The 25,947-nt window shown below is 72.6% G+C and carries 29 protein-coding genes; 15 read left to right on the top strand and 14 right to left on the bottom strand.

Going from position 1 to position 25,947, the window contains the following annotated elements; genetic code table 11:
- Window positions 1-7: 7 nt before the first annotated feature.
- Entirely contained in the window at window positions 8-1,075 is a 1,068-nt protein-coding gene (locus ACN28G_RS00700) for a 2-oxoacid:ferredoxin oxidoreductase subunit beta (protein ID WP_091434429.1), read from the bottom strand.
- Window positions 1,068-2,915, bottom strand: coding sequence for a 2-oxoacid:acceptor oxidoreductase subunit alpha (locus ACN28G_RS00705; RefSeq protein WP_091434431.1), 1,848 nt, complete (start codon window positions 2,913-2,915; stop codon window positions 1,068-1,070). The genes ACN28G_RS00700 and ACN28G_RS00705 overlap by 8 nt, the downstream gene beginning before the upstream one ends.
- A gap of 574 nt (window positions 2,916-3,489) precedes the next feature.
- On the opposite strand from ACN28G_RS00705, the gene ACN28G_RS00710 reads away from it, so the two are divergent.
- Window positions 3,490-3,867 carry an NADH-quinone oxidoreductase subunit A gene (locus tag ACN28G_RS00710; protein WP_091434434.1) on the top strand — a complete coding sequence of 126 codons (378 nt, stop codon included), beginning with the start codon at window positions 3,490-3,492 and terminating at the stop codon, window positions 3,865-3,867.
- Window positions 3,868-3,873: 6 nt separating this feature from the next.
- On the opposite strand, the gene folP is transcribed toward ACN28G_RS00710, so the two are convergent.
- Window positions 3,874-4,743, bottom strand: a complete 870-nt coding sequence (gene folP, locus ACN28G_RS00715) for a dihydropteroate synthase (RefSeq protein ID WP_091434436.1) — start codon at window positions 4,741-4,743, stop codon at window positions 3,874-3,876.
- A 161-nt stretch (window positions 4,744-4,904) separates the two neighbouring features.
- Between folP and ACN28G_RS00720 the strand changes: the two genes are divergently transcribed.
- The 5 genes from ACN28G_RS00720 (at window position 4,905) to ACN28G_RS00740 (ending at window position 8,092) form a co-directional block, all read left to right on the top strand.
- Window positions 4,905-5,474 carry a DivIVA domain-containing protein gene (locus ACN28G_RS00720; RefSeq protein ID WP_421478147.1) on the top strand — a complete coding sequence of 190 codons (570 nt, stop codon included), beginning with the start codon at window positions 4,905-4,907 and terminating at the stop codon, window positions 5,472-5,474.
- Window positions 5,471-5,992: an SRPBCC family protein gene (locus tag ACN28G_RS00725; RefSeq protein WP_091434443.1), complete on the top strand. Its 522-nt coding sequence runs from the start codon at window positions 5,471-5,473 to the stop codon at window positions 5,990-5,992. Before ACN28G_RS00720 ends, ACN28G_RS00725 begins: the two co-directional genes overlap by 4 nt.
- A 49-nt stretch (window positions 5,993-6,041) precedes the next feature.
- On the top strand, window positions 6,042-6,641 hold the full coding sequence (locus ACN28G_RS00730) for a DNA-3-methyladenine glycosylase I (RefSeq protein WP_091434445.1): 600 nt from the start codon (window positions 6,042-6,044) through the stop codon (window positions 6,639-6,641).
- Complete coding sequence (locus ACN28G_RS00735; RefSeq protein ID WP_091434447.1) at window positions 6,638-7,264, top strand: hypothetical protein; 627 nt, start codon at window positions 6,638-6,640, stop codon at window positions 7,262-7,264. Before ACN28G_RS00730 ends, ACN28G_RS00735 begins: the two co-directional genes overlap by 4 nt.
- Before the next feature lie 75 nt (window positions 7,265-7,339).
- Window positions 7,340-8,092: an SDR family NAD(P)-dependent oxidoreductase gene (locus tag ACN28G_RS00740; RefSeq protein WP_091434449.1), complete on the top strand. Its 753-nt coding sequence runs from the start codon at window positions 7,340-7,342 to the stop codon at window positions 8,090-8,092.
- 5 nt (window positions 8,093-8,097) lie between these two features.
- Here the strand turns inward: ACN28G_RS00740 and ACN28G_RS00745 are convergent, their stop codons facing one another.
- A complete protein-coding gene (locus tag ACN28G_RS00745; RefSeq protein WP_091434452.1) occupies window positions 8,098-8,886 on the bottom strand; it encodes an enoyl-CoA hydratase-related protein in 789 nt (262 codons plus the stop codon).
- A gap of 3 nt (window positions 8,887-8,889) precedes the next feature.
- Complete coding sequence (locus tag ACN28G_RS00750; RefSeq protein ID WP_421478148.1) at window positions 8,890-9,708, bottom strand: PaaX family transcriptional regulator C-terminal domain-containing protein; 819 nt, start codon at window positions 9,706-9,708, stop codon at window positions 8,890-8,892.
- A gap of 190 nt (window positions 9,709-9,898) precedes the next feature.
- Here ACN28G_RS00750 and ACN28G_RS00755 point away from each other — a divergent pair, with 190 nt between their 5' ends.
- Both ACN28G_RS00755 and ACN28G_RS00760 read left to right on the top strand, forming a co-directional pair.
- A complete protein-coding gene (locus ACN28G_RS00755; RefSeq protein WP_007455245.1) occupies window positions 9,899-10,066 on the top strand; it encodes a DUF3117 domain-containing protein in 168 nt (55 codons plus the stop codon).
- Window positions 10,067-10,215: 149 nt separating this feature from the next.
- Window positions 10,216-11,697, top strand: a complete 1,482-nt coding sequence (locus tag ACN28G_RS00760) for a leucyl aminopeptidase family protein (protein WP_091434456.1) — start codon at window positions 10,216-10,218, stop codon at window positions 11,695-11,697.
- A 10-nt stretch (window positions 11,698-11,707) separates the two neighbouring features.
- Here ACN28G_RS00760 and ACN28G_RS00765 read toward each other — a convergent pair whose 3' ends face one another.
- Window positions 11,708-12,352, bottom strand: a complete 645-nt coding sequence (locus tag ACN28G_RS00765; RefSeq protein WP_091434458.1) for an O-methyltransferase — start codon at window positions 12,350-12,352, stop codon at window positions 11,708-11,710.
- A gap of 211 nt (window positions 12,353-12,563) precedes the next feature.
- On the opposite strand from ACN28G_RS00765, the gene ACN28G_RS00770 reads away from it, so the two are divergent.
- Both ACN28G_RS00770 and ACN28G_RS00775 read left to right on the top strand, forming a co-directional pair.
- The gene (locus ACN28G_RS00770) at window positions 12,564-13,895 is read left to right on the top strand and encodes a trypsin-like peptidase domain-containing protein (RefSeq protein ID WP_175440731.1); all 1,332 of its coding nucleotides are present in this window, start codon (window positions 12,564-12,566) and stop codon (window positions 13,893-13,895) included.
- A gap of 74 nt (window positions 13,896-13,969) precedes the next feature.
- A complete protein-coding gene (locus ACN28G_RS00775; RefSeq protein WP_091434460.1) occupies window positions 13,970-14,473 on the top strand; it encodes a preprotein translocase subunit TatB in 504 nt (167 codons plus the stop codon).
- A gap of 152 nt (window positions 14,474-14,625) precedes the next feature.
- On the opposite strand, the gene ACN28G_RS00780 is transcribed toward ACN28G_RS00775, so the two are convergent.
- The 3 genes from ACN28G_RS00780 to ACN28G_RS00790 are packed head-to-tail and all read right to left on the bottom strand — an operon-like array spanning window position 14,626 to window position 17,651.
- Window positions 14,626-15,774, bottom strand: a complete 1,149-nt coding sequence (locus ACN28G_RS00780; RefSeq protein WP_091434462.1) for an Mrp/NBP35 family ATP-binding protein — start codon at window positions 15,772-15,774, stop codon at window positions 14,626-14,628.
- Between the two features lie 28 nt (window positions 15,775-15,802).
- The gene (locus tag ACN28G_RS00785; protein WP_091434464.1) at window positions 15,803-16,381 is read right to left on the bottom strand and encodes a DUF1003 domain-containing protein; all 579 of its coding nucleotides are present in this window, start codon (window positions 16,379-16,381) and stop codon (window positions 15,803-15,805) included.
- Entirely contained in the window at window positions 16,374-17,651 is a 1,278-nt protein-coding gene (locus ACN28G_RS00790) for a magnesium transporter MgtE N-terminal domain-containing protein (protein ID WP_091445912.1), read from the bottom strand. Before ACN28G_RS00790 ends, ACN28G_RS00785 begins: the two co-directional genes overlap by 8 nt.
- 33 nt (window positions 17,652-17,684) lie before the next feature.
- On the opposite strand from ACN28G_RS00790, the gene ACN28G_RS00795 reads away from it, so the two are divergent.
- The 4 genes from ACN28G_RS00795 to ACN28G_RS00810 all read left to right on the top strand — a co-directional run bounded on the left by ACN28G_RS00795 (window position 17,685) and on the right by ACN28G_RS00810 (window position 20,732).
- The gene (locus ACN28G_RS00795; protein ID WP_421478149.1) at window positions 17,685-18,554 is read left to right on the top strand and encodes a PhzF family phenazine biosynthesis protein; all 870 of its coding nucleotides are present in this window, start codon (window positions 17,685-17,687) and stop codon (window positions 18,552-18,554) included.
- Between the two features lie 170 nt (window positions 18,555-18,724).
- Window positions 18,725-19,189 carry a hypothetical protein gene (locus tag ACN28G_RS00800; RefSeq protein WP_229688183.1) on the top strand — a complete coding sequence of 155 codons (465 nt, stop codon included), beginning with the start codon at window positions 18,725-18,727 and terminating at the stop codon, window positions 19,187-19,189.
- Window positions 19,190-19,292: 103 nt separating this feature from the next.
- On the top strand, window positions 19,293-20,249 hold the full coding sequence (locus ACN28G_RS00805; RefSeq protein WP_091434470.1) for a DMT family transporter: 957 nt from the start codon (window positions 19,293-19,295) through the stop codon (window positions 20,247-20,249).
- Between the two features lie 60 nt (window positions 20,250-20,309).
- Window positions 20,310-20,732 (top strand): VOC family protein, encoded by a 423-nt coding sequence (locus tag ACN28G_RS00810; protein WP_091434473.1) that lies wholly within the window; start codon window positions 20,310-20,312, stop codon window positions 20,730-20,732.
- A gap of 42 nt (window positions 20,733-20,774) precedes the next feature.
- Here ACN28G_RS00810 and ACN28G_RS00815 read toward each other — a convergent pair whose 3' ends face one another.
- Both ACN28G_RS00815 and ACN28G_RS00820 read right to left on the bottom strand, forming a co-directional pair.
- Window positions 20,775-21,605, bottom strand: a complete 831-nt coding sequence (locus ACN28G_RS00815) for an SDR family NAD(P)-dependent oxidoreductase (protein ID WP_091434475.1) — start codon at window positions 21,603-21,605, stop codon at window positions 20,775-20,777.
- Between the two features lie 314 nt (window positions 21,606-21,919).
- Entirely contained in the window at window positions 21,920-22,438 is a 519-nt protein-coding gene (locus ACN28G_RS00820; protein WP_091434477.1) for a DUF4190 domain-containing protein, read from the bottom strand.
- A gap of 120 nt (window positions 22,439-22,558) precedes the next feature.
- On the opposite strand from ACN28G_RS00820, the gene ACN28G_RS00825 reads away from it, so the two are divergent.
- Window positions 22,559-23,464 carry an SDR family NAD(P)-dependent oxidoreductase gene (locus ACN28G_RS00825; protein WP_091434480.1) on the top strand — a complete coding sequence of 302 codons (906 nt, stop codon included), beginning with the start codon at window positions 22,559-22,561 and terminating at the stop codon, window positions 23,462-23,464.
- Window positions 23,465-23,488: 24 nt separating this feature from the next.
- On the opposite strand, the gene ACN28G_RS00830 is transcribed toward ACN28G_RS00825, so the two are convergent.
- The 3 genes from ACN28G_RS00830 to ACN28G_RS00840 all read right to left on the bottom strand — a co-directional run bounded on the left by ACN28G_RS00830 (window position 23,489) and on the right by ACN28G_RS00840 (window position 25,911).
- Window positions 23,489-24,031, bottom strand: a complete 543-nt coding sequence (locus ACN28G_RS00830; protein WP_421478150.1) for a DUF4190 domain-containing protein — start codon at window positions 24,029-24,031, stop codon at window positions 23,489-23,491.
- Window positions 24,032-24,280: 249 nt separating this feature from the next.
- Entirely contained in the window at window positions 24,281-24,688 is a 408-nt protein-coding gene (locus tag ACN28G_RS00835; protein ID WP_421478151.1) for a CoA-binding protein, read from the bottom strand.
- A gap of 149 nt (window positions 24,689-24,837) precedes the next feature.
- Window positions 24,838-25,911: an Rv2578c family radical SAM protein gene (locus ACN28G_RS00840; RefSeq protein ID WP_421478152.1), complete on the bottom strand. Its 1,074-nt coding sequence runs from the start codon at window positions 25,909-25,911 to the stop codon at window positions 24,838-24,840.
- Window positions 25,912-25,947 lie beyond the last annotated feature (36 nt).

Below are 25,947 nucleotides of genomic sequence, written 5' to 3' on the forward strand. Positions count from 1 at the left end.
TACGGGCCTAGACGATCGTCCAGGTGTCACCGGAGTTGAGCAGGCCGGCGAGCTGCTGGTCGGGCGACTCGGTGACGGTGGCCTTGGCGGCGGTCACCTGCTCCTGCACCACGCTGTCGTAGGTGGGACGCTCGACCGAGCGGAACACCCCGATCGGGGTGTTGCGCAGGTCCAGGCCGGGCAGCCGGGAGAGCGCGAACGCGTACGCCGGGTCGTTGACCGTGGCGTCGTGCACGACGATCTCCTCGGGGCGTACCGAGGCGGTCTCCCGGACCTCCAGGCCGAACCCGCCGGGCGGGTGGACCACGCAGAACTGACCGTCGCGGTCACCTACCTGGCTGTCGGGCAGCCCGGTGGCACCGAAGACGATCGGCTTGCCGTGCTCCAGCCGGATCAGGTAGTCGTCCCGGGTGCCCGGGTCCTTGAGCTGCTCGAACGCGCCGTCGTTGAAGATGTTGCAGTTCTGGTAGATCTCCACGAACGCCGAGCCCTGGTGCTCCGCGGCGGCCCGCAGCACCGACTGGAGGTGCTTGCGGTCGGAGTCGATGGTCCGCCCGACGAAGGTCGCCTCCGCGCCCAGCGCCAGCGACAGCGGGTTGAACGGGGCGTCCGCCGAACCGGTAGGCGTCGACTTGGTGATCTTGCCGACCTCGGAGGTCGGCGAGTACTGCCCCTTGGTCAGCCCGTAGATCCGGTTGTTGAAGAGCAGGATCTTCAGGTTGACGTTCCGGCGCAGCGCGTGGATCAGGTGGTTGCCGCCGATGGAGAGCGCGTCACCGTCGCCGGTGACCACCCAGACCGACAGGTCCGGCCGGGACACCGACAGGCCGGTGGCGATCGCCGGGGCACGGCCGTGGATCGAGTGCAGCCCGTAGGTGTTCATGTAGTACGGGAAGCGCGACGAGCAGCCGATGCCCGAGACGAAGACGATGTTCTCCCGGGGGATCTTCAGCTCCGGCATGAACTGCTGCACGGCGGCGAGGATGGCGTAGTCACCGCAGCCGGGGCACCAGCGCACCTCCTGGTCGGACTTGAAGTCCTTGGCGGTGAGCTTGAGGGCGACGGGCTCAGACATTCTTCAGGACCTCTTCCAGCATCGTCTCCAGCTCGGCGGCGGTGAAGGGCAGGCCGCGGACCTGGTTGTAGGCGATCGCGTCGACCAGGTAGCGGCCCCGGATGACCTGGGCGAGCTGCCCGAGGTTCATCTCCGGCACCACCACCCGGTCGTAGGAGCGCAGCACCTGCCCGAGGTTGGCCGGCATCGGTGCCAGGTGCCGCAGGTGCGCCTGGGCGACCGACAGGCCCCGCTGACGCAGGCCCCGGCAGGCCGCGCCGATCGGCCCGTACGTCGAGCCCCAACCGAGCACCAGCACCCGGGCGTCGCCGTCCGGGTCCTCCACCTCGATGTCCGGCACCGGGATGGTCTCGATCCGGGTGGCCCGGGTCCGCACCATGAAGTCGTGGTTGGCCGGGTCGTACGAGATGTCACCGGTCTTGTCGGCCTTCTCCAGGCCGCCGATGCGGTGCTCCAGACCCGGGGTGCCCGGCACGGCCCACGGCCGGGCCAGCGTCACCGGGTCACGCAGGTACGGCAGGAACGTGCGGCCGTCCTCGTCGTTCGGCGCGGTGGCGAACTCCACCCGCAGGTCGGGCAGGGAGTCCACGTCGGGTAGCAGCCACGGCTCGGAGCCGTTGGCCACGTAGTTGTCCGACAGCAGGAGCACCGGCGTGCGGTAGGTCAACGCGATCCGGGCCGCCTCCAGGGCGGCGTGGAAGCAGTCCGAGGGGGACTTCGGGGCGATCACCGCGACCGGGGCCTCGCCGTGCCGGCCGTACAGGGCCATGTTGAGGTCGGCCTGCTCGGTCTTGGTCGGCATGCCGGTGGACGGCCCGGCCCGCTGCACGTCCACGATGACCAGGGGCAGCTCCAGGGCCACCGCCAGGGAGATGGTCTCGCTCTTGAGCGCGACCCCGGGACCGCTGGTGGTGGTGATGCCCAACGCGCCGCCGTACGACGCGCCGAGCGCCGCCCCGACGGCCGCGATCTCGTCCTCGGCCTGCATGGTCACCACGCCGAGCTTCTTGTGCTTGCTCAGCTCGTGCAGGATGTCCGAGGCCGGGGTGATCGGGTACGCGCCGAGGAAGACCGGCAGCCCGGAGCGGACCCCGGCGGCGACCAGGCCGAGCGAGAGCGCGGCGTTGCCGGTGATGTTGCGGTACGTGCCGGGCTGCATCTTCGCCGGCTTGACCTCGTAGCGGACCGCGAAGTCCTCAGTGGTCTCGCCGAAGTTCCAGCCGGCCCGGAAGGCCGCGATGTTCGCCGCGACCAGCTCGGGGCGCTTGGCGAACTTGCGCTCCAGGAACCGGATGGTCGACTCGTAGGGCCGGGAGTACATCCAGGAGAGCAGGCCGAGGGCGAACATGTTCTTGGCCCGTTCGGCGTCCTTCTTGGCCACCGACAGCTCGGCCAGCGCGCCGACCGTCATCGAGGTCAACGCCACCGGGTGCACCGCGTACCCGGCGAGGGAGTCGTCGTCCAGCGGGTTGCTGGCGTAGCCCACCTTGGCCAGGTTGCGCTTGGTGAACTCGTCGGTGTTGACGATGATGTCCGCGCCCCGGGGCAGGTCGGCCAGGTTGGCCTTGAGCGCCGCCGGGTTCATTGCCACCAGCACGTTCGGCGAGTCGCCGGGGGTGAGGATGTCGTAGTCGGCGAAGTGCACCTGGAAACTCGACACGCCCGGCAGGGTGCCGGCGGGTGCCCGGATCTCCGCGGGGAAGTTGGGAAGTGTGGAGATGTCGTTGCCGAGCTGCGCCGTCTCCGAGGTGAACCGGTCGCCGGTCAGCTGCATGCCGTCGCCGGAGTCACCGGCGAACCGGATGACCACCCGGTCCAGTTGACGGATCTGCTTGGTCACGCCTGCACCTCGCTTCGCTGTGCGCGGTCCCCCGGGCGGCTGAACTTGATGGTGACCTCGCCTTGCCCGGCCACGTGACCTCCTCGACGCCCCGCTGTGCCGGCCCGCCCGTGGCTGACCGGCCCGCTGTGGTTTTCCTCCTCGGAGAGCGTACGTCCCGCGACGGGTCCGCAACCGGTGGAGGTCCGCCGACTGGGACTGGTAAACAGAAGTTTTACTGCTGTTTTGCCAGGTTTCGGGGCCCTCGGCGTAATTCAGATCACCACTCGCAGTTGGTCATTTCGGCCCGGCCCGGCCCGGCTCAGCCCAGGCGGGTCGGCCCAGGCGGGTCGGCTCGCCTCGGCCGGCGGTGGCTGGTCGGGACCGCCTGGCTCCGGGGAGGCGACGGCGACCCCGGTGCCTTGGGAAGCCGCCGTCGCCTCGTCCGGAGCCAACACCACGTCACCAGCGGCTCCGTGACCATGGGATGGAGCCTCATTATTCGAATAGTTCCCGCCGGGCGGTAGTCCCGTCGGAAACAAATGCGTAACGTGTTCGGGACGGCTGCACTCCGCGGCCGGTAGGCTGACCCACCGTGACCGGTCATCTCGGCTCGTACGCCACGTTGGGGTTGCTCCTGATCGCCAGCGTGGTCTTCTTCGTGGTGGCGTTCACGGCCAACCGGGTGCTCCGCCCCGCCCGCCCGGCCGACCCACCCGCCAAGCGGGCCAGCTACGAGTGCGGGCTCGATCCGGTCGGGGCGGACTGGGCACAGATGCAGATCCGCTACTTTGTCTACGCGTACCTGTACGTGCTGTTCGCGGTGGAGGCGGTGTTCCTCTTCCCCTGGGCGGTGGTCTTCGACCGGCCCGGCTTCGGCCTGGTCACCGTCGCCGAGATGGCCGTCTTCGTCGGCGTCCTGGCGCTCGGCATCCTCTACGCCTGGCGCAAGGACATCCTGCGCTGGACCTGAGGTGGCTCAGGCCAGCCCGCGCCGGGTGAGCGTCGGCGGCCGGTCGCCCCGGATCGAGGCCACCATGTCCAGCACCCGCCGGGTGGGCCGTACCTGGTGGGCCCGGAACACCCGGGCGCCCAGCCAGGCCGAGACGGCGGTCGCGGCGAGGGTGCCCTCCAGCCGTTCGGTCACCGGCAGGTCCAGCGTCTCGCCGACGAAGTCCTTGTTCGACAGGGCCACCAGCAGCGGCCAGCCGGTGCCGGCGAGCTCGCCCAGCCGACGGGTGATCTCCAGCGAGTGCCGGGTGTTCTTGCCGAAGTCGTGCGCCGGATCGATCAGGATCCCGTCGGGGCGTACCCCGAGGGCGACCGCGCGCTCGGCGAGCCCGGTCACCGTGGCCACCACGTCGGCCACCACGTCGTCGAAGGCGGCGCGGTGCGGCCGGGTACGGGGGGCGAGCCCGCCGGCGTGCGAGCAGACCAGCCCGGCGCCGGTCTCGGCGGCCACCCGGGCCAGCGCGGGGTCGGCGCCCGACCAGGTGTCGTTGAGCAGGTCGGCCCCGGCGGCCACGGCCTCCACCGCGACCTCGGCCCGCCAGGTGTCGATCGAGATGACCACCTCGGGGAAGGCGGCCCGCACCGTGGCGATGGTCCGTACCGTGCGCCGGATCTCCTCGGCCACGTCTACCTCGGCACCCGGGCCGGCCTTCACCCCGCCGATGTCGATGATCTCCGCGCCCTCGGCCACCGCCTGCTCCACCGCGCGCAGCGCGTTCTGCGCCGCGTACGTCGCGCCCCGGTCGAAGAACGAGTCCGGGGTGCGGTTGACGATCGCCATCACCACCAGCTCACCGGGGGCGAAGGTCCGCCCACCCAACCGGAGCGCCTCGGCCATGCCCGCCTCCTGATCTCGGTACCACCGGGCCGGAGGTGCCGCCGGCCGCCGCCGACGCTAGCCGGTGCGCCACCGCCGGTCGCGCGTCGGGCGGGACAAAGATCCGGATCCATCGGCAGGGAGGGCTCGCCCCCGGCGGGTCGGCATGCCACGATCTGTCCATGGGTCAGGTACTCCTGCTGTTGGTCGTGGCGTTGACCGTCGCGGTGGTGGTGTTCGGCGTGACGGTGCTGGTCTCCGGTCGGGACCCCGGCCTGGTGCCGGTCGAGCCGGACGGTCGGTCGGCGCCGTTGCCGGGATCCCGGCCGCTGCGCGAGTCCGATGTGGGTGCGGTCCGCTTCGACACCGCGTTGCGTGGGTACCGGATGACCCAGGTCGACGAGGCGCTGCGCCGGGCGGCCTACGACATCGGGTACAAGTCCGAACTGGTCGAGGTGCTGGAGGCGGAGATCACCGCATTACGAGAGGGACGGGTCGCCGACGCCGACGCGTTGCGCCTCACCCGGGACCGGGCGCTCATCGCCGCCACCCGTCCGGCCGGCTCCGACACCCCGACCTCCGAGGAGCCCGGCCCGGACGCCCCGACTTCCGCGCCCGGGCCCGCCGCGGCCCAAGCGCCCGAGACCGCCGGGGCTGCCGGCGGGGCCGAGCCGTCGGCTCCGACCGCCACCGAGCCACCGGCGGCCGGCCCGGTCCGCTCCGACCTGGCCGCCCGGCCGGAGTCGGCGTGACCGGGACCCCGTCCGGCGACGACGGGCAGTCCGGGGCCGCGGACGGGTTCCGCGAGGCGGCCCGGCCCGGTGCCGGTGAGGTGACCGCCACGGTGATCGTCGACGCGCCGGCCGCCCGGGTCTTCGCCGCGCTCACCGCCTGGGAACGGCAGTCGGAGTGGATCCCGTTCACCACGGTCCGGGTGGTCGAGGGCGACGGCGGCGAGGGGAGCCTGGTCGAGGCGGTCACCGCGATCGGCCCGGCCGTGGTCCGGGACGAGATGCGGGTGGTCCGGGTGGACGCGCCGTACGAGGTGGGCGTGGTGCACTGCGGCAAGCTGCTGCGGGGCCCCGGCGTGCTGCGGTGCACCCCGTTGGCCGAGGACCGTACCCAGGTGGTCTGGCACGAGTGGTTCCACCTGCCGGGTGGCACGGCCGGTCGGGTCGCCTGGCCGGTGCTCTGGCCCGGCTCGAAGGTCAGCCTGACCCAGGCGTTGCGGAAGTTCGGCCGGCTGGTGGAGCAGGGCCTGCTGCCCTGAGCCGTGGGCGGGTCGTGGTGCTGTCGGTGGGTTGGCCTAGCGTGTAACCGTGAGCGACCTGGTGATCGGTGCCGACGGGCTGGCCCGCTGCGGTTGGGGGGCGAGCACCCCGGACTACGCGGTCTACCACGACCAGGAGTGGGGCCGGCCGCTGCGCGGCGACGACGCGCTGTTCGAGCGGATGACCCTGGAGGCGTTCCAGTCCGGGCTCTCCTGGCTGACCATCCTGCGGAAGCGGCCGGCGTTCCGGCTCGCCTTCGACGACTTCCACCTCGCCACGGTCGCCGGTTACGACGAGTCCGACGTGACCCGGTTGCTGGGCGACGCCGGGATCGTCCGCAACCGCGCCAAGATCACTGCGGCGATCGGCAACGCCCGGGCCGCGCTGGAGGTGCCGGAGGGCCTGTCCGCGCTGCTCTGGTCCTTCGCTCCGCCGCCCCGACCGGCCCGACCCGGCACGTTCGCCGACGTTCCGGCCCTCACCGGGGAGTCCACCGCGTTGGCCAAGGCGCTCAAGAAGCGCGGCTTCCGGTTCGTCGGGCCGACCACCGCGTACGCCCTGATGCAGGCCACCGGCATGGTCGACGACCACCTCGCGGGCTGCCATGTCGCAGCCGGTGCCGACGACGTGATGGGATTGACGGCATGACGCAGACCGACCACCGTGGCAACGGCCGGCACCGGGCGGCCGAGGACATCGGCGGCGCCTGGGCGGTGCTGCTCCCCGCCGACCGGCTCGACGCGGAACGCCTGGTGCACCACGACACGCTGGAGCTGTCCGGCCCGGACGGCACCGCCCGACCCGGCCCCGGTGAACCGGTGGCGGTGCTTGTCGACTCCCCGCCCCGCCTGGTGGCGCTGGGCCGGGTCGCCACCCCCACCGACCAGCGCCGGGAGGATCCGGACGATCCCCAGTCGGAGCCGAGCCCGGCGTCGCTGGTGGTCCGGTACACCCGCCGGGCCTTCGACGAGCCGCTCCCGGTCGACGGGGTGACGATCGACGGGCCGGTCAGCGCACTGGCCACCGCCACCTGGCAGGAGTGGGCCGACCGGCTCGGCCCGCCACCGCAGCGGCGCACCTGGCTGGTCAGCCTGGATCTGCCGATCGAGGCCGGCTCACCGGCGGAGGCGGTCCGGCTCTTCTGGTCCTACGTGCAGGAGCTCGGCCCACGGGAGCTGCCCGCCTTCGTCTCGCCCTCCGGTGACGAGCTGGCCATGCAGGCATTCGTGCTGGGGGCGGAGGCCAACCAGGACCCGGAGGAGGAGGACTGACCTCCCCGGGTTTGCCTCGCCGGGATCCGGGCAGACCGCCTCGGCAAGGGGTCTGGCCGGGGTAGGGGAGGGCTGATGCGGTTCCAGGACAGGGTGGCCTTCATCACCGGTGGTGCCTCCGGTCTCGGCGCGGCCGCCGCGCGGCGCTTCGCCGCCGAGGGGGCCCGGGTGGTCATCGCCGACATCAACGCCGAGGGCGCCGAGCGGGTCGCCGACGAGCTGCCGGACGCGTTCGCGGTCACCGTCGACACCAGCGAGGCCGCCTCGGTGGAGCAGGGCATCGCGGACGCGATGCAGCGGTACGGCCGGATCGATGTGATCTTCAACAACGCCGGTATCGACGGCAAGCAGCAGCCGCTGCACGAGATGGACGTGGAGAACTGGGAACGCGTCCGCAAGATCAACGGCGACGGCGTCTTCTACGTGCTGAAGTACGGCATCGAGGCGATGCTGCGGGGCGGCGGCGGGTCGATCGTCAACACCTCGTCGACGACCGGCCTGGCCGCCCAGGAGAACATCTCCCCGTACACCTTCAGCAAGGCCGGCATCGTCGGCCTGACCCGTTCCGCCGCCATCGAGTACGCGGCGCGCAACATCCGGGTGAACGCGGTGGCCCCGACGGTGGTGTTGACCCCGCTGGTGGAGAACTTCATAGACACCGCGCCGGACCCGGCGCAGATGCGGCAGCGGATGGAGTCCTTCAACCCCAAGCCGGGGCTGCCCACCCCGGACGACGTCGCCGGCGTGGTGGCCTTCCTCGCCTCCGACGACGCCGCCTGGATCACCGGGCACACCATCCCCGTCGACGGCGGCTACGTGGCCCGCTGACGCCCTCAGCGGCCCTCGAAGACCGGCTTCTGCTTGTTGACGAAGGCGAAGGTGGCCGCCCGGTGGTCGGCGGTGGCCCCGCAGATCGCCTGTGCCTGCGCCTCGGCGGCCAGCGCGTCGGCGAGGGTGCCGGCGGCGGCCACGGAGAGCTGCCGCTTGATCGCCCCGTACGCCACCGTCGGGCCGGCGGCCAGTCGCGCGGCCAGCTCCTGCGCGGTGGGCAGCACCTGCTCGTCGTCGTCGAGCAGGGTGTTCAGCAGCCCCATCTGGTGGGCCCGGGTGGCCGACACCGGCTCGGCGAGCATCAGCAGCTCGACCGCCCTGGCGTGCCCGACCAGCCGGGACAGCGACCAGGACGCGCCGGTGTCGGCGGCCAGTCCGACCCCGGCGAAGGCCATCAGGAAGCGGGTCTTCGGCCCGCCGATGCGGAAGTCGGCAAGCAGGGCCACCGAGGCACCCGCCCCGGCGGCCATCCCGCGTACCGCGGCCACCACCGGCTTGGGCAGGTTGGCCAACCGGGCGGCGATGGGGTTGTAGTGCTGCTGGACCGTGTCCAGCGGGTCGGCGCTGCCCTCCAGCGTCTGCACGTGCTCGCGCAGGTCCTGGCCGGCGCTGAACGCGCCACCGGCACCGGCCAGCACCACCGCCCGGCACGAGCGGTCCTGCTCCAGCTCGGTCAGGGCGTCCCGGAGCGCCTCCTTCAGGGCCACGTCGAACGCGTTCATCGCGTCCGGGCGGTTCATCGTGAGGGTGACGACGGCATCGGTGCGGTCGACGAGCAGCGGCTCGGGCACTGGCTAACGCCCCTTCTGTCGGGTGAGACGGTTGCCGGCGTCGAGGCACTGCTCGACGTACCGGTCGGCGGCCGGCCGCAACCGGTTGGCGTGCCGGTCGAAGAACCTGGCCGCGCTGGTGCCCGGCCACCTGTCGGGCAGCAGCGCCGGTGGCAGCTGCGGGTCCCGGAAAAGGAAGGTACGCCACGCGTGCACCAGCCGGAACCGGGCGGCGTACGCCTGCTCGTCCGGGCTGCGCCCGGTCACCGCGCTGAGCAGGGGGCGTTGCTCGGCGACGAACTGTTCGTACGCCCGGCCGATCTCGACGAGGTCCCAGGCGCGGTGGACCAGGCCCATCGCACCCGACACGCCGTCGTGGTGGGTGGCGGTGAAGCGCTGGCAGGGCACTCCCGCCTCGGCCAGCAGCGCCTCCACCTCCTCGGCGGCCCGGGGGGCCACCCAGGTCTGCTCGTCGAGCGTGCCGTAGCCGAGGAAGGCCAGGTTGGCGGCGAGCCGTTGCCGTTCGCGGCGGCCGGCGGGCAGTTCCAGGATGAGCAGATCGAACCGTTCGTCCCAGCTGATTCGACCGGTCCGGTAGATCCGGGCGGCCGCTTTGTCCAGTCGCCGGGCGGCTTTCGGAGTGATCGAATACCCCGGCCCGGAGGCCAGTCTGGCCGGATCCAACCAGCCCTGGCGCACCATCCGGGACACGGCGGTACGCACCGCCGGGGGAGCTACGCCCAGCGGCGCGAGCAACTTGACCAGGGAAGCGACCGGTGCACAGCCACCCTTGTTCCGGAGATGGTCGCCGTACAGGTCGAAGAGAGCCGACCGTGCCTGCATGACCGCACATTGTGACAGGCCTTTTCAAGATATGCTAGACGCTGTTACATCGTTGCTGTTTCGGTTTGGGTCCGGCGGTGTTCATCAGGGAAAATCGTTGGTCGAAACCCCCGCGAAGGCTGCGGTGGTCATTGCGATAGAGGCTGTGGGGCAACCCACCGACCCTGGTGTAGGTCTGAGGGGAGACAACATGGCGGCGATGAAGCCGCGGACGGGCGACGGTCCGCTGGAAGTCACCAAGGAGGGCCGGGGCATCGTCATGCGGGTCCCGCTGGAGGGTGGTGGCCGGCTCGTCGTCGAGATGACTCCCGACGAGGCCAACGCGCTCGGTGACGCGCTCAAGGCAGCCGCGGGCTGACCGACGGGCGGTCCGGGCGGCGCGCGTCGTGCGGACGGTTCGCCAACCCCTGAGCCACCGGCGACGCCGGTGGCTCAGGGTCTTATCCACCCCTGCCCAGGGGGCGCGGTCCGTGCGTTCCCCGCTCTTTCCTGGAGGTACGGACCAGCGTGCTGGCCTTCCGACTGGTGGCCGAGCCGGAGCGGCTCGACACCCTCGTCCTGCCCGTCCGAGCCGAGTCCGGGTCCCCGACCGGGGCCGAGCAGGCCACCGGCTCGCTCCCGGGCACCGTGCCGGCCCTGACCGACCAGGTACGGGACGAGGTCGTCGCGCTCCTGCCGGCGGCGAAGTTCACCGGTCGGGCCGGCGAGACCCGCGACCACCTGCGCCCGTCGGGGACCCCCGCCCGGTTGCTGCTGCTCGGCACCGGTGCCGGCGACGAGGCGGCCTGGCGGACCGCCGGGGCGGCACTGGCCCGCGCCGCCGCCGCCCAGCCGCACCTCACCGTCGCCACCCCGGCCGACGTCACCCCGGCGGCGGTCCGGGGACTTGTCGAGGGGTTGCTGCTCGGCTCGTACCGGTTCCGCCTCACCGACGCCGGTGAGCGGCCCGCGCTCGCCGACGTCGACATCGTGCTGGCCGACCCGGACGCCTGCACCCGGGACGCCGACGTGGCGCAGATCACTGCCCGGTTCACCAGGTTCGCCCGGGACCTGACCAACACCCCCTCGTCGGTGAAGAACCCGCAGTGGTTCGCCGACCAGGTGGCGGCCGAGGCTGCCAATCGGCCCGACCTGCGACTGCGGGTCCGCGAGCCCGCCGAACTGGCCGCCGAGGGGTTCGGTGGCCTGCTCGCGGTGGGGAGCGGCTCGGCCAGCGGACCCCGGCTGGTCGAGCTGAGCTGGCAACCGGCGGACGCCCGTACCCACGTGGTGCTGGTCGGCAAGGGCATCACCTTCGACACCGGCGGCATCTCGATCAAGCCGGTGCCGGCGATGAAGCTGATGCGCAAGGACATGGCCGGCGGGGCCGCGGTGGTCGCCACCACGCTGGCCGCGGCGCAGCTGCGGCTGCCGGTCCGGATCACCACGCTGGTGCCGCTGGCGGAGAACATGGTCAGTGGCGCGGCGTTCCGCCCCGGCGACGTGGTCCGGCACTACGGCGGCCTGACCAGTGAGACTACCAACTCCGACGCCGAGGGGCGGCTGGTGCTCGCCGACGCCCTGGCGTACGCGGTCGCCGAGCTCGCCCCGGACCTGCTGGTCGACCTGGCCACCCTGACCGGTGCCAACGCGGTCGCGCTGGGCAACCGCACCGGTGCCCTGTACAGCGAGAACGACGAGCTGGCCGGGGCGCTGCTGACGGCGATCGACGCAGCCGGTGAGGCGGCCTGGCGGATGCCGTTGCCGGCGGACTACGTGGAGTACCTGGGCAGCGACCTGGCCGACCTGTACAGCGCACCGACCCAGGGTGGTGGCTCGATCACGGCCGCGCTCTTCCTGCGCGAGTTCACCGGCGACCTGCGGGACCGGTGGGTGCACGTGGACATGTCCGCCCCGTCCTGGGCCGGCGGGGACGACGCCGAGCTGACCAAGGGAGCCACCGGCTGGGGCGTCCGGGGGCTGCTGCGCTGGCTGGCCGCCCTCGACTGAGCCGGGCCGGTCAGCAGCGGACGGCGGCGAGCAGACCGTCTCCGACCGGGAGCAGCGCGGGGATCCAGTGCTCCGACTCCCGGATCGCCTTGATCGTCTCGCGGACGGTGACCGTCTCGGCGTCCCGCGCGGCCGGGTCGCCGAGCCGGCCGCCGGCCAGCGCGCCGTTGAGCACGAGCACGCCGCCCCGGCGCAGCAGCCGCAACGCGGCCTCCACGCAGGCGCTGAACCCGGTCGCCTCGGCGTCGACGAAGACCAGGTCGTAGGCGCCGTCGGCGAGCCGGGGGAGCACGTCCAGGGCCCGCCCGGTGATGATCCGGGTACGGCCGGACGGGAAACCCGCCTCGGTGAAGATCCGCCGGGCGATCCGCTGGTGCTCGATCTCCAGGTCGATCGTGGTCAGCACCCCCTCGGTACGCATGCCGCGCAGCAACCAGACGCCGCTGACCCCGGTGCCGGTGCCGATCTCCACCACCGCACGGGCGCTGCCCGCCGCGGCCAGCAGGCGCAGAGCCGCCCCGGCACCCGGGGTCACCGCGTCGACCCCCACCTCCTGGGCGAGGCGGCGGGCGGTCCGCAGCACGAGGTCCTCGGTGACGTACGACTCAGCGAGCTGGACGGCCTGGGTCGTCGTACTGCCGGGATTGGCGGCCATGGTGACGGGGCACCTCCGGGCGGCGGGAGTGGTTCGGGGGCGGGCTGGCGCTATGAGCCTAGAGGCGGGTGCCACACCGCGCAGCCGCGGCGGTCCCCGACGACAACCGCTGACCCCACCCGGCACATCCGTGCAATCCTGGAAGCGGTACCCCGCCGGCCGCGACCGGACCGGCCCGTGGCGGGACGCAGGGCGGGGGACCGGGGACGGACTGGGAGGCACCAACGTGACCGACGGCTGGGACTGGCGCCAGCCCGGGGGAACTCCGGCACCGGCGCGACAGCCGGACGCCCGGGTCTCGCCGGCAGGGCCGCCGATGGCACCGTCGCCGGGCGGTACGCCGTCGCCCTGGTGGTCCGACGCCCTCGCCGATCCGTGGCGGGATCCGGCCGCACCGACCGCCGTGGTGGTGCGGACCCCGGGCGACACCGGGGCCGAGCCGGAGCCGGTGACCGATCCGGACGCCCCGGGCCGCCCCACGCTGCGTCAGCTGCTGCTGATCCCGCTGATCACCGCGCTGCTCGCGGGCACCCTGGGCGGTGCCCTCGGGTACGCCTTCGCGGTCCGCGGCGGTGCCGGTGCCGGCACGGTGCTCGGTGCCGGTTCCGCCGAGCCGCCCGCGCTGGCCCAGCGCCGGCCGGAGTCGCTGGCCGGGGTCGCCGAACGGGTCCTGCCCAGCGTGGTCACCGTCCGGGTGAACGGCCTCGGCGGGACGAGCGAGGGCTCCGGTTTCATCGTCAGCGCCGACGGCCACGTGATCACCAACGACCACGTGGTGGCCGGCGGCACCGGCCGGGCCTCGGTGATCTTCCACGACGGCACGTCGGCCCAGGCCACCCTGGTCGGGCAGGACCCGGAGTCGGACATCGCGGTGATCAAGGTGTCGCGTACCGGCCTGCGGCCGGTGGAGTTCGGCGACTCCGACGCGCTCGCCGTCGGTGACCCGGTGCTCGCCATGGGCTCGCCGCTCTCCCTGGCCAACACGGTCACCGCCGGCATCATCAGCGCCCTGGACCGGACGATGCAGGCCGGTGAGCCGGGTGGCCCGGTGCGGTACTACGCGGCGATCCAGACCGACGCCGCGGTCAACCACGGCAACTCCGGCGGCCCGCTGGTCGACGGTGCGGGCCGGGTCATCGGGGTGAACTCGACGATCAAGTCCCTGGTCGCCGAGGGGCAGGAGGCGGGCAACATCGGTCTGGCCTTCGCCATCCCGATCAACCAGGCGAAGCGGGTCACCCAGGACATCATCGGCACCGGCAAGGCCCGCCGTACGGTGATCGGCGCCCAGGTCGGTGGCCCGGGACAGACCAACGACGAGGGCGTACGCCTGGCGGCGGTGGAGCCGTCCGGCCCGGCGGCCGGTGCGGGGCTGCGTTCGGGCGACGTGATCCTGAGGCTCGCCGGACGGCCGATGACCGAGCCGACGGATCTGATCGCCCTGGTCCGCAAGTTCGCCCCCGGCTCGGTGGTGACGGTGGAGTACCGGCGGGGCGCCAACCAGCAGAACGCCTCGGTCACCCTTGCGGCGGATGTGAAGTGAGCACCGTTCACCCCCTCCCCGACCAGCCTGTCACGTGCGTAGGCTGGTCCTGACGCCGAGGAGGAGGCCGAGCAGTGTTCGACAACCTGAACTGGTGGGAGATCGGTGCGCTGCTGCTGCTGGCGCTGCTGATCTTCGGTGACCGGCTGCCGGCGGTGATCAGTGACGGCCTGCGGATGGTGCGCAACCTGCGTGACATGGCCCGCAACGCCACCACCGACCTGAGCAAGGAGTTGGGCACCGACATCCAGCTGGAGGATCTGCACCCGAAGGCGTTCATCCGCAAGCACCTGCTCAGCGAGGAGGACGAGCAGGCGATCCGGAAGCCGTTGCAGGGCGTCTACGACAACCTGCGGGCGGACGTCACCGGCGTGCACAACGAGCTGAAGGAGGTGGCCGCCAGCGTCGACCCGCGCTCGGGTGGCAAGGCAGCCGCCGCCTCTGGTGCTGCCGCTGCCGCCTCTGGTGCCGCCGCTGCCTCGGGTGCCGCTGCCTCTGGTGCCGTCGCCGCGTCGACCACCACCGCGCCCGCCCCGGCCCCGGCACCTCGGACCCCCCGCTACGACGACGTCACCTGAGCACCCTGGACGCGACCGGCGCCCGGCGGTCCTCGCCGGGCGCCCGCGCCGGCGGGTAACCCAGCCAGGCAGGTAAGAAGGGGCTCCCTCTCGACCGGATGTGTCGAGAGGGAGCCCCTTCTCAGCGCTGGAGGCGGCGGGTGCGTCGTCGGTCAGCGGCCGGCCGGCTTGAGGCCGAGCGGCTTGCCGAGCAGCGACTCACGCCGGACGGCGAGCCGGTCGGCGACCTCGCCGAGGGCACGGGCCGCCGGGGACTCCGGCGCGGCCAGCACGATCGGGTTGCCCGCGTCGCCGGCTTCCCGGACCCGGGTGTCGAGCGGCACCTGGCCCAGCAGCGGCACCTGCGCCCCGATGGTCCGGCTCAACGACTCGGCCACGGTCTGGCCGCCACCGCTGCCGAAGATCTCCATCCGGGAGCCGTCCGGCAACTCCAGCCAGGACATGTTCTCGATCACACCGACCACCCGCTGGTGGGTCTGCAGGGCGATCGCACCGGCCCGTTCGGCCACCTCGGCGGCGGCCGTCTGCGGGGTGGTGACCAGCAGGATCTCCGAGTTCGGCAGGAGCTGCGCGAGCGAGATCGCCACGTCGCCGGTGCCCGGCGGCAGGTCGAGCAGGAGCACGTCCAGGTCGCCCCAGTAGACGTCGGCGAGGAACTGCTGCAACGCCCGGTGCAGCATCGGGCCGCGCCACACCACGGCGGCGTTGCCGGAGGTGAACATGCCGATCGAGATCACCTTCACGCCGTGCGACTGCGGCGGCATGATCATGTCTTCGACGCGGGTCGGGCGACCGTCCGCGCCGAGCATCCGGGGCACCGAGTGCCCGTAGATGTCGGCGTCGACCACGCCCACGGAGAGCCCCCGGGCGGCCAGGGCGGCGGCCAGGTTGACCGTCACGCTGGACTTGCCGACGCCGCCCTTGCCGCTGGCGACCGCGTACACCCGGGTCCGGGAGCCGGGCTGGGCGAACGGGATGACCGGCTCCTCGGTGGCGCCGCCGCCGCGCAGCTTCGCCTGCAGGCCCTGACGCTGCTCCGGGCTCATCACCCCGAACTCGATCTGGACCCCGGCCACGCCGGGCACCGCGGCCAGGGCCGCGGTGATGTCGTTGCGCAGTTTGTCCTTCAACGGGCAACCAGCCACGGTGAGCAGCAGTTCGACCCGGACCACACCGTCCTCGCCGAGCTCGGCGGAGCGGACCATGCCGAGGTCGGTGATGGGCCGGCGGATCTCCGGATCGTCGACGGTGGCCAGGGCGGCCTGGATGGCGTCCGCGACGGTGCTGACGGGTGCTGACATGCCGGCAATGCTACGTCGCCGGCGGTGGTCAGTCGGTGTCCAGGTCGTCCTGGGGCTCTGCGAGGGGATCCTGGGCCGGGCGGTGGGGGACCCGGGTCGGCTGCCGGCGCTCCAGTCGCTGGCGGCGCTGGTTGGCCTCGTCCAACTCCTCGGCCAGCCGGGCCAGCTCCGAACGGAGGAAGTCCCGGGTGGCCACCTCACCCAGGGCGATCCGCAGCGCGGCGACCTCCCGGGCGAGGTACTCGGTGTCGGCCTTCTGCATGGTCGCCCGCCGCCGGTCCTCCTCCAGCGCCACCCGGTCCCGGTCGGTCTGCCGGTTCTGCGCCAACAGGATCAACGGCGCGGCGTACGAGGCCTGCAGGGAGAGCACCAGGGTCAGGAAGGTGAACGTGTACGGGTCGAAGCGCAGGTCCGCAGGCGCCAGGGTGTTCCAGAGGAACCAGACGGCGATCACCACCGTCATGTAGACGATGAAGTTCGCCGTGCCCATGCCCCGGGCGATCCCCTCCGACCAGCGGCCGAAGGCCTCCGGGTCGAACCTGGGCAGCTTGACGCCCCGGGGCTCGCGCGGCTGGTCGAGCCGCCCCACCCGGCGTTGCTCAGCCATGGGTGCCGTCCAGCACCGGGCCGGTGGTGGCCGGGGCGTCCCGGTCCCGCCAGTCCCTGGGCAGCGAGTGGTCCAGTACGTCGTCGACGGTCACCGCACCCACCAGCCGGTTGTTCTGGTCGATCACCGGCATGGCCACCAGGTCGTAGGTGGCCATCCGGCGGATGATCTCCGGCAGGCCGGTGGCGGGACGCAGCGGATCGATGTCGTTGACCACCACCCCGCCCAGCAGGTCCGCCGGCGGCTCCCGCAGCAACGCCTGGAAGTGCACCATGCCCAGGTACCGCCCGGTCGGGGTGGCCAGTGGCGGGCGGGTCACGAAGACCTGCGCGGCCACGGCGGGGGAGAGCTGCGGCTCCCGGATCCGGGCCAGCGCCTCGGCCACCGTGGCGTCCGGGGGCAGCACCACCGGCTCCGAGGTCATCACGCTGCCGGCCGTACCGGGGGTGTACTTGAGCAGTTGCCGCACCGGGTCGGCCTCACCCGGGCGCATCAGGTCGAGCAGCACGTCCTGCTCCGGCGGGGGCAGCTCGTTGAGCAGGTCGGCGGCGTCGTCCGGGTCCATCTCCTCCAGCACGTCGGCGGCCCGTTCCCGGTCCAGGGCGGCGAGGATCTCCACCTGGTCACGCTCCGGCAGCTCGCTGAGCACGTCGGCGAGGCGTTCGTCGTCCAGCGCGGCGGCCACCTCGTTGCGGCGGCCGTCGGGGAGGTCCTGCAGGGCGTTGGCCAGGTCCGCCGGGCGCATGTCCGCCAGCACCGCGAGCAGGTTGGCCGTCCCCCGGGCGTCGGCGATGCCGGTCAGGCCCCGGACCTTCTCCCACTCGACCTGGTGCAGGTGCCCACGGCGACTGAGCCGGCCGGTCTGCTCGCGTACGGCGACCCGGGTCAGGAACCACTCGTCGCTGCGGTGGTGCTCCATCGCCACGTCGACCACGGTGCCGGCCTGCCCGCCGGGGTCGAGCTGCACCCGCCGGTCCAGCAGCTCCTGCAGGACGAGCAGCTCGTTCGGGCGTTTCTCGAAGCGGCGCAGGTTGAGGGTGCCGCTGCCGAGGACGACCGCGTCGACGTCGATCGAGGTGATCCGGTTGAGGGAGAGGAAGATCCGTCGCCGCATCGGCATCTCGGCGACCAGACCGACCACCTCCGGCGACGCCTCGGCGGGGCGCAGCCGGGCCACGGCGTCACGGACCCGGCCCACCTGGTCACCGTTGGGATCGAAAACGGCCACTCCGGCGAGCCGCGCCAGATAGACCCGGTTCGGCGTACTCACGGGCACCAGCCTAAGCGCCTAGTGTTTGACAGCATGTCGACCCTGGCCTACGAGATCGTGGACGTCTTCACCGACCGGCCCTTCGCCGGCAACCCCCTGGCCGTGGTGTTCGGTGCCGAAGGGCTCGGCACGGCACAGATGCAGGCCCTCGCGCTGGAGTTCAACCTCTCCGAGACGGTGTTCGTGCTGCCCGCCACCCAGGCGGGCGTCACCTACCGGGCGCGCATCTTCACGCCTACGGTGGAGCTGCCCTTCGCCGGACACCCGAGCGTCGGCGCGGCGGTCACCGCCAGCCGTCGGGGGCTCTTCGGGGCGGGGCAGGTCACCCAGGAGTGCGGCGCCGGGGTGTTGCCGATCGAGGTGACCGGGACCGCCGCCACCCTGACCGGGGGCACCCCCACGCTCGGTCCCGAGCTGGACGCGGAGCAGCTGCTGGAGATGGCCGGGCTCGACCCCGACGACCACGTCGGCCCGGCACCCCGGGTGGCCGGGTGCGGGCTGGAGTTCCCGTATCTCCCGGTCCACCCGGAGGCGGTGGCCCGGGCGCGGGTGAACGCGGCGGCGGCGCAACGGTACGGCGTGGAGCACGTCAGCGTCTTCTCCTGGAACGCCGACACGCAAACCGCGCACGCCCGGGTCTTCGTGCCGGGCATCGGCGTACCGGAGGACCCGGCGACCGGCTCGGCCGCCCTCGGCCTCGGCGTCTGGTTGGTGGCCAGCGGCCTGCTGCCCGGCGACGGCCGCTCGGAGTACACGATCCGGCAGGGCGTCGAGATGAGCCGGCCCTCCCTGCTGGCCTGTACGGTCACCGCCGCCGGCGGCACCGCCCTCGGGGCCACCGTCACCGGCCAGGTGGTCCCGATCGCCCGAGGCGAGATCACCATCCCCCCCTTCCTCGGCTGAGGTGTAAGGAAGGGCCCCCTGTTAACGCTTCCGGTAGAGCGGGGCACCCCTCTCACCGGTGCCAGGGGGTGTTGAGCGTGGGGTGCCGCCACACCAGCCCGGTGGGGCAGGATGGACGGGTGACTGACGAGGTGGACGGGCGCACCACGACCCCGCTTGTCGACGAGGCGATGAAGAAGGCCGCCATGGCCTGGGTCAGTGTGGCCGACGGGCCGGCCCGCGCGCTCTGGTGCGTACCCCTGGAAGCCGCGCTCTTCGTGGTCAGCGGCCCGGGGGAGCAGTCCGCCCCCGGGCTGGCCGAGGCGGAGCAGGCCCAGGTCACCCTCCGCGGTGACCACGGCGGACGGATCGTGACCTGGCCGGCCCGGGTGCAGCGGGTGCACCCGGACACCGAGGCCTGGGAGAATGCCGCCCCGCTGGTGGCCGCGAAGCGGTTGAACGCCCCCGGCGCCGCCGCCGACCTGGTCCGTCGGTGGGCGGACGAGGGATGCGCGCTGGTCCGGCTGGTACCGGCCGGCGAGCCGGTCAGCGGCGACGGGCTGCCGGCCGGATCGCTGGCCGAACCGCCCCGGCCCGCCCCGGTGCTGCGGGCCACCCGCCGGCCGTTCCGCCTACACCGGGTCCGCCGCCGCTGACCGTAGCGGCACCGCCGCGGGCTGCCAGGCAGCTGACCCGCCGGTACGGGGGAAGGCCGGTAGCTGGACGGTCACCGCCGGTGGCGTGTGAGGATTGCTCTCCGTGCCCCACCCTCAGCACCGCCCACCGCTGGATCCGGTCACCACCGGAGCCCTCGTCCTCGCCATCGTCGCGGTCTCCTCGTCGGGTGCGCTGGTCGCGTTCGCCGCCGCCTCGGCGCTGGCCGTGGCGTTCTGGCGGAACCTGCTCTCGCTGGCCGTGCTGGGCCCGTTCTCGTTGGCCCGGCGTCGCTCCGAGTTCCGTACGCTGGTCAGCCAGGCCGGCCGCCGGGAGGGCTGGTACTGCGTACTCTCCGGGGTGGCGCTGGCCGCCCACTTCGCCACCTGGATGCCGAGCGTGCAGCTCACCTCGGTGGCCACCGCCACCGCGATGGTCGCCACCCAGCCGGTGTGGCAGGGAGTGATCGCCCGGGCCCAGGGCCGGCGGCTGCCCGCGCTGGTCTGGGCCGGCATCGGGCTGGCCGTGGCCGGCGCGGTGCTCGTCTCCGGTGCCGACTTCGCCGTCTCCGGCCGGGCGTTCGCCGGTGACCTGCTGGCGGTGGCCGGTGGCCTGTTCGCGGCGGTCTACACCGCGCTCGGCGAACGGGCCCGGGTCAGCATCAGCACCGCCACCTACACCACCATCTGCTACGGCGTGTGTGCGGTGATCCTGCTGGTCGTCTGCCTGGTCGGTCGGGTGCCGCTGACCGGCTTCGACGCCGCTACCTGGGCCGCGATCCTCGCGCTGGTGGTCGGGGCCCAACTGCTCGGGCACTCGATGTTCAACTACGCGCTCCGGCGGGTCTCCGCGACCACGATCAGTGTGCTGATCCTGCTGGAGGTGCCGGGCGCGGCCCTGATCGCCTGGGTCTGGCTGGACCAGCTGCCCCAGCCGCTCGCCCTGCCCGGACTGGCGCTGCTGCTGGCCGGCGTCGCGGTGGTGGTGGTCGGTGGTGCGCGGGCCGGCCGGGGGGTCAAGCCGGTGCCGGTACCGGCCGACCCCGCCCCGCTCGGGGACTGAGGGCGAGACGGGCCGGCGCGGCCGGGTGATTCTGTCGGGGGCTGCGGTTACCTTCCGGAGATGGCATATGACTTCCAGGTGGTGCTGGACGCGGCGGAGCCGCATCCGCTCGCCGACTGGTGGGCCGAGACGCTCGGCTGGCAGGTGGAGCCCTCGGACGAGGCGTTCATCCGGCGGATGATCGACCAGGGTTGGGCCACGGAGGAAGACACCACCACCCACAATGGCGTGCTGGTCTGGCGGGTCGGCGCGGCGATCCGCCATCCGGAGTCCGGGCTCCGGGTGCTCTTCCAGCAGGTTCCCGAGCCCAAGTCGGTGAAGAACCGGATGCACCTCGACGTGCGGGTGGGCCCGGACGGGACGGAGGCCGAGGTGGCCCGGTTGACCGGGCGGGGCGCGACCTTCCTGCACCGGGGGCAGCAGGGTCCACACTCCTGGGTGACCCTCGCCGATCCGGAGGGCAACGAGTTCTGTGTGGTCTGAGGGTTCAGGCCACGGTCCCGGTCGTACGACAGCCGGCGGTGATCAGTCGCCAGGGGTGAGCCCGACGGCCCGGGCGCTGGCCGTCCAGAGCCGGGCAGCCAGTGCCGGGTCGGTCGCCTTGCCGAAGGCCCGGTGCCGGCGCCGGTTGTAGTGGTAGCCGCCGTTGGTCAACCGGGACGGATCCTGGGTGGCCAGCCAGATTAGGGTCTCCGCCCCCCGCTCCGGGCTGCGGAACGGCATGATCCGCATGCCGAGGGCGACCAGCGGGCTGTCCGACCCGAACCGGGTCCGCACCACCCCCGGATGAAAGGAGTACGCCGGCACGTCCGGCCACCGTCGGGCCGCCTCGGCGGCGAAGAGGATGTTCGCCTGCTTGCTGGTGCCGTACGCGCGCATCGGCCGGTACCGGCGCAGCGCGGCGTTGAGGTCGTCGGGGTCCAGGGTGCCGCTGCGGTGTGCCCCGGAGGCGGTGACCACCAGCCGTCCGATCCGGTCGGCCAGCAGGTTGCTGAGCAGGAACGGAGCCAGGTGGTTGGCCTGGATGGAAAGCTCGAAACCGTCGACGGTGCGCACCGGCTGCAGCACGATGGCCCCGGCGTTGTTGGCCAGCACGTCGATCCGTTGGTACGCCTCCCGCAGCCGCTGCGCGAGACCGCGTACGTCGTCGAGGACGGCGAAGTCGGCCCGGAACAGCTCCGGTCGAATCCCGGCTGCCTCCCGGACCTGCTCCCCGGCGGAGCGTAACCGGGCCGGGTCCCGCCCGACCATCGCCACCTGGTCACCTCGCCTGGCCAGGGCGACTGCGGCGGCCAGTCCGATGCCGGAGCTGGCCCCGGTCACCACCACGATTCGACGTCCAGTGAGATCTTCCACAGGTCCGTTCACCCCGGTCATGGCGCGAGGCTACCGGGTTGCGGGCCAGTGCTCCGCCCTTCGGGGCGGGGGTGAAGGTCCGTGTGGGAGGGCTGCCAGGCCCGAGCGTGTGTGTTGGGCCGGGTGGGGTCGCCGCCAAGGGCCGCGCCGCCGGGATGAGCCGCACCTCGTCCTTCACCCCGCCGGTTTGAACTGCCCGCCGGCCTGAACCGCCCGTTGGTTCGGGCCGCCCGTTGGTTCGGGCCGCCCGTTGGTTCGGGCCGCCCGCCGGGCCGGGGTGGGGCACCCGGCCCGGGCGGCGTGAACCGCTGTGCTCAGGGTGCGGTGCTGGTCGTCGAGATGACCGCGAAGGCGATGATCGCGATGTAGGCGATGACCCCCAGGATCACCAGCCCGGTGAGGATCCAGCCGACGATGATGGCGGCCTTCGCCATGCTCTCGCCGCCCTCACCGGTCTGCCGGATCTGACTCAGGCTGACGTGACCGAGGATCGCGCCGACCGGTGCGGTGATGCAGGTCATCACGCCGACCAGGGAGAGGATCATCGCCGCGAGCGCCATACCGTTGGTCCGGGGTGCCGGCGGGTAGCCGTAGCCAGGCCCGGCCGGGTACGGAGTCGGGTACGGCTGCGGGCCGCCGTACGGCATCGGCGCGTACGGGTCCTTGCCGATCGCCTGGTTCGGCGCGTAGGGGTCCGCGTTGACCGACTGGTCGATGAAGGGCTGGCCGCTGGCGGGCAGGGTCGGATCGACCGGTGGCGTGGACTGGGGTGCCGGCTCCGGTGGCGACCCGGTCGGGTCGGGCCAGTTGCCCGGGGGTGGGGGGTTCGTCATCAGCTCTCTCCGTCAGGTCCGGGGTGCGCCGTCAGGGTAGCCAGCGCCACCCAGAACCCGGAGTCCGCCACCACCGGGTGCCGCGTTGCCCGCGCCGCGCCGACCGGGCAGGATCGCGGCATGGCATTTGACGCGCGAGCTGCGGATCGTTCCGGCAGTCGACCGAGACGGGACGCGAGCCGCCCCGGGTTCGCCCGGCGCACCCGGGGCGGGACCCCGACCGGCACCCCGGGGCACGACGAACCGGTGGCGCTGCCGGAGCCGGTTACCCTACGGCTCGACGGGAAGGTCGCCCTGGTCACCGGGGCGGGCAGCCCGGACGGCATCGGGTACGCCACCGCCCGCCGCCTGGCCGACCTCGGCGCCCGGGTCGCCATCGTCTCCACCACCCGGCGGATCCACGAACGGGCCGGCGAACTCGGGGTGACCGGTTTCGTCGCCGACCTGACCGACGAGTCGGAGGTGGGTGCGCTCGCCGACGCGGTGACCGAACAGCTCGGCGACGTGGAGGTGCTGGTCAACAACGCCGGCCTGGCCAGTCGGGCCAGTCCGGAGGTGCTGCGTCCGGTCGCCCAGCTCAGTTACGACGAGTGGCGCGGCGAGATCGACCGGAACCTGAACACCGCGTTCCTCTGCAGCCGCGCGTTCATCAACGGGATGGCCGAGCGTGGTTGGGGGCGGATCGTCAACCTGGCGGCCACCGCCGGTCCGGTCAACGCGTTGCCCACCGAGTCGGCGTACGCGGCGGCCAAGGCGGGGGTGGTCGGGCTGACCCGGGCGCTGGCGATGGAGATGATCGCCGACGGAGTCACCGTCAACGCGGTCGCCCCGGGGACGATCCACACCGCCGCCTCCACCATGGCCGAGATCAAGCAGGGGCTCGGCACCCCGGTCGGCCGGCCGGGCATGCCGGACGAGGTGGCCGCGGCGATCACCTTCCTCTGTTCACCGGCGGCGTCGTACATCACCGGTCAGATGCTGGTGGTCGACGGCGGCAACAGCGTCCGCGAGGCGCAGTTCCGCTGAGACCGTCGTCGCCGGTCGGGCACCTCAGCGGTACGAGCCGGTGCCGCTGTCGGTGCCTGCCCAGATCACCAGGGCGATCCAGCCGACGCACCCGAGCACGTACAGCGCGGTGAAGACGTAGCTGAGGATCAGCTCCCAGCTGGCCAACTGCTCGCCGTCCTCACCGGTTCGCCGGATTTGTCGCTTAGCCACGTGACCGAGGACGATCCCGGCCGGAGCGAACACGAAGGCGAAGACCAACGACAGGATGGCGGGCACGTTCGTGCCCCTGTTCGCCCCCGCTCCCGGGGGCGGTCCGTACTGGCCGTACGGCGCCTGCGGCGGGTAGGCCGACTGCTGCTGCCCCCACTGCTGCGGCTCCGGCCCGCCCCACTGCGGCCCCGACCCGGCGCCAGCCCGGCCCGGCTCGGCCCACTGCGACGGCGGCTCGCCGCCGGGGCGACCAGGCTGCTCGTACGGCGATGGTGGCTGCTCGTACGACGACGCAGGCTGCTTGTACGGCGATGGTGGCTGGTCCGAGGCCGGGTGCCACGGGTCGGGCTGATCGGACGACGGTGGTTGGCTCACGCCTCTCGCCCTCCTCGACGCGTAGTGACCTCCCCCCGCGGACGTTACCGCCAGCCCGGTAAGGAAGGGCCCCTTCTTATCGCTTTCGGTGTAGGAAGGGCCCCTGCTTAACGCACCCCGCTCGTTGATCGACTCGGTTGGGCTGTAATGGCGGTGTCAAACGGCCCACGACACCGCCATTACAGCCCAACCGAGTCGATCATCAGTGACACCGCCATTACGGGCGGATCGGCGGTCAGCGGTCAGCGGTCAGCCGAGGCGGGTCAACCCGCCGGCGGCGCGTTCGACGATGAGGCAGCGGTCCTCGACGTAGTCGATGCCGGCCTCCTCGGCGATCTGCCGGGCCGGCGGCGACACGATCCCGAGTTGCAACCAGACCGCCGGGGCGCCGATCGCCACCGCCGCCCGGACCACCTCGACGGCGTCGGTGGCCGGTCGGAACACGTTGACCAGGTCGACCGGGTACGGGATGTCGGCCAGTGACGCGTACGCCTGCTCACCGAACAACTCGTCGACCGAGGGGTTGACCGGGATGATCCGCCAGCCGTACCGCTGCATTTCCGCCGGCACCCGGTGTGCGGCCTTGCCGGGATCCCGGGAGGCGCCCACCACGGCGATCACAGCGGCGTCGGCGAGGATCTGCTGAGCGGTACGCATCCCGCGACTGTACCGCCGGCCTACTCCGCCGTCCGCTTGCTCAACCCGCCGAGTGCCGGCATACCTCGACCCCGCCGGTCCCAGCCCATCCGCCGGGCTCAGCCCGCCGTTCGCTGGCTCGGCGGCAGCTCACCTCCGGCCGGCCCAACTCAGAGGAGGGTGAGCTGTTCGGCAGGTGGCGGGGCGGGGATCGGCGACCCACGCCGGTCGTCGACAGCGGAGGACCGGGGCAGGCCGTGCCGCCGGGCGGCGATGCGCACCCGGGCGGTCAGCTCCCGCTGGTACGCCTGCGGCGCGTAGGCCCCCGCCCGGTACAGCTCCCGGTAGTGGGGCACCAGGTGCGGGTGCTCCCGGGCCAGCCAGTGTGCGTACCACTCGCGGGCGCCGGGGCGCAGGTGCAGGGCCAGCGGCGTCACGCTGGCTGCCCCGGCGGCGGCGATGGCCGCGACAGTGGCCTCGATCGACTCTTCGTCGTCGCTCAATCCGGGCAGGATCGGTGCCATCAGCACCCCGACGGCGAACCCGGCGTCGGTGAGCGTCCGGACGGCGTCCAGCCGACGGCGGGGGCTGGGCGTGCCGGGCTCCACCGACCGCCACAGCGCCTCGTCGACGAATCCCACCGAGTACGACACGCCGATCCGGGTCACCTCGGCGGCCTGACGCAGCAACGGCAGGTCCCGCAGGAGCAACGTGCCCTTGGTGAGAATCGAGAACGGGTTGGCGAAGTCCCGGAGCGCCTCGATGATCGGCGGCATGAGCGCGTGCCGGCCCTCGGCCCGCTGGTAGCAGTCCACATTGGTGCCCATCGCGATGTGCGCACCCCGCCACTTCGGCGCGGCCAGCTCCCGCCGGACCAGCTCACCCGCGTTGACCTTGACGATCACCTTGCGGTCGAAGTCCGGGCCGGCGTCCAGGTCCAGGTAGGTGTGGGTGTTGCGGGCGAAGCAGTAGACACAGGCGTGACCACAGCCCCGGTACGGGTTGATGGTCTGTTCGAAGGGCACCCGGGAGGTGCCGGGCACCCGGTTGATGATCGACTTCGCGCGTACCTCGTAGAAGGTCATCCCGGCGAAGCCGGGGGTGTCGAAGGTGCGCACGACCGCGTCGGGCAGGGCCAGCGGCAGCGGCGATGCCGACGGCCGGGGCGGTGCCGACGGGGGAGCGCCCGTGGGCCGGGCGAGGCCTTCCTCGTCCGGTGCGGCGGAGAGGTTGTTCCAGCGCATGGCCACAATTCGAACACGTGTACGACAACGGCGCAA

The sequence above is a fragment of the Micromonospora sp. WMMA1923 genome (genome assembly GCF_049179195.1).
In the GTDB taxonomy this organism is placed as follows: Bacteria; Actinomycetota; Actinomycetes; order Mycobacteriales; family Micromonosporaceae; genus Micromonospora; species Micromonospora yangpuensis.